3 protein-coding genes are annotated in these 2,024 nt (G+C 43.8%); all 3 read right to left on the reverse strand.

What is annotated here, in order from left to right; all coding sequences use genetic code 11:
- A partial coding sequence (locus FKM52_RS21300) for an HsdR protein (protein ID WP_141178090.1) occupies positions 1–254 on the reverse strand: 254 nt, incomplete at its 3' end.
- A 121-nt stretch (positions 255–375) separates the two neighbouring features.
- Positions 376–1,572, reverse strand: a complete 1,197-nt coding sequence (locus FKM52_RS21305; protein WP_141178091.1) for a restriction endonuclease subunit S — start codon at positions 1,570–1,572, stop codon at positions 376–378.
- The coding region (locus FKM52_RS21310; protein WP_141178092.1) for an N-6 DNA methylase at positions 1,569–2,024 on the reverse strand (456 nt) is incomplete at its 5' end. The genes FKM52_RS21310 and FKM52_RS21305, both read right to left, overlap by 4 nt.

Consider the following 2,024-nt stretch of genomic DNA (forward strand, 5'->3'; position numbering starts at 1 on the left):
GCGAAACGCCGCCATTCACTTTCATTGAACACAACACCATTGAGAGCCTGCAACTGCGTCCGGATGTTAGCCAGCATTGCGGTCTGTGATTTAACGGAAATAAATTCATAGCCCTGATTGCGCAGATCCTGAATCAGTTCGCGTTCTAAATCTGATTCGCTCTGGTAGCTGTCACCGGCTTCCCAGGCTTTCGTGTACTTGTCGAGAACGATGAAGTTATTGGATTCAGCGATGGTGTGTGTCTGTTGAGTCATAGCGCATCCTGTGTGCCATCAGGGCAAAACCGGCAGAGGAAAAAACAGAACTACCGGCAAGTAAAAGTGATGATATGTAACCCGGCCAGCAGACATCGGCCGAGTAGTTATCTTGTGTCTGTCAGTGACTGACCGCATCAGGTTTTGGGAAACTAAACAGCAAATCACGGTAGTATTCATACTGCTTCTGGCGTAGTTCTATTTCACGGGGTAAGCCTTCGGTGATAGAGCTTGTTAATGTGTCGAATTTATCGAGTATGGTGACAATCCTAACTTGCTCTGACTTTGAAGGGATTGGTAGTAAAAGGTCCTCCATTTGTTTTTTGGATACGGCAGGAATACCTCCTTTCTGCTGAATACCCGTTAATTTGGTCTCGGATTGTTTCAGATAGTAATAGACATACATCCAATGCAACTGTTCAGTGCTTCTAACAGAGATGGAATAGCAACTATTGCCTGCCCAGTAAGGAGTAGAACTCTTATTTACAAATCCTGCATTTGCTCCACGCGCACTCACAATAATCTTATCGCCATCATTGTTGAAGTCTTCGTAGTAACCTGTAGGAGTCCGCCCTCCGTTGTAGACCGGATAATCTGCGTCAGGATTCTGCTTGTCCTTACGGACAAACGCACCAATTGTAATTATTGCTACTTCCCCCAGACTCTTCCACTCAACACTCCCCCCCTCAAAACTCAATAACTGGTCGCGATAGTAGTTGTACTGTTTTTTACGCATGGTAAGTTCAGCTGTAAGTTCAGCTGTAAGGGCAGTGAATTTATCCAGAATTCGGACGATTTCAGACTGGATGGCCAGAGATTTTTCCGGATTTTCTGGGCAGGGAACTGGAATATAGCACTCCTTTACCTTTGCGTCAGATATCGCTGGGTATGCTGATCCACTTTGATTTTCTTCAACATATTTTTTAAAGTAACTTGTTGAAATCCAATGCCAAATCCATTTTGGCAGAACCTCATCTTGTTTCGCTCTTAAGACACAGAATCCGGTGCTTGCTACTTCATCTGAGTACTCACCGTCTATTAGGCAAAACCGTTGTTGAGTTGGTCGAGTTGTTGCGAAAATAACATCATTTTCCTCAATGAGTTTTTGAGCCCTACTCGGGGCATTGTTCGCTGTAACTTCAGTTGTCTCAGTGATTTTTTTTGTTTCAATATCAACAGAGGTTAAATCCACATATCGATAAGAGCGGGTAGCCTCACGCCATTTTATATTACTCGTTCGTAGAGTAACTTCTCCAATCGTCTTCCATTGAATATCAACTCCATTAAGTAACTTTTCCAGATAGCTCAGAACGCTCATTTCTGTGCCTCGCAGTCGTCAATTTTAGCCACAATTGCATCAATGTCTTTGCGTAACTGATCGATTTTGCTGACGGTAGTTTTTAGCTCGGTATTTAGCTCTGCAATGTCGACAATTTCGCGGGTATCCTTGGCTTCGACGTAGCTGCTGACTGACAGGTTATAGTCATTGGCAGATACTGTTTCATAAGGGATTGTTTTCGCAAGGTGGTCAATATCCGCTTTGCTGGCAAAGACCTGCATAATCTTTTCGATATGACCATCAGTCAGGATGTTATTATTGGTCTCTTTCTTAAACAGCCCGCTGGCATCAATAAACTGCACGCTGGTATTGGTTTTATGCTTGGACAGCACCAGAATGTTCACCGCAATGGTAGTGCCGAAGAACAGGTTTGGTGCCAGAGAAATCACAGTTTCAACATAATTGTTGTCGACCAGGTACTGGCGGATTTT

Origin of the sequence: Mixta tenebrionis, assembly GCF_006517625.1 — a bacterium.
Classification (GTDB): Bacteria; Pseudomonadota; Gammaproteobacteria; order Enterobacterales; family Enterobacteriaceae; genus Mixta; species Mixta tenebrionis.

Bases quoted from the DNA above. Each gene is read 5' to 3' on its own strand.
- FKM52_RS21305 (WP_141178091.1), bottom strand. From the start codon at position 1,572: ATGAGCGTTCTGAGCTATCTGGAAAAGTTACTTAATGGAGTTGATATT.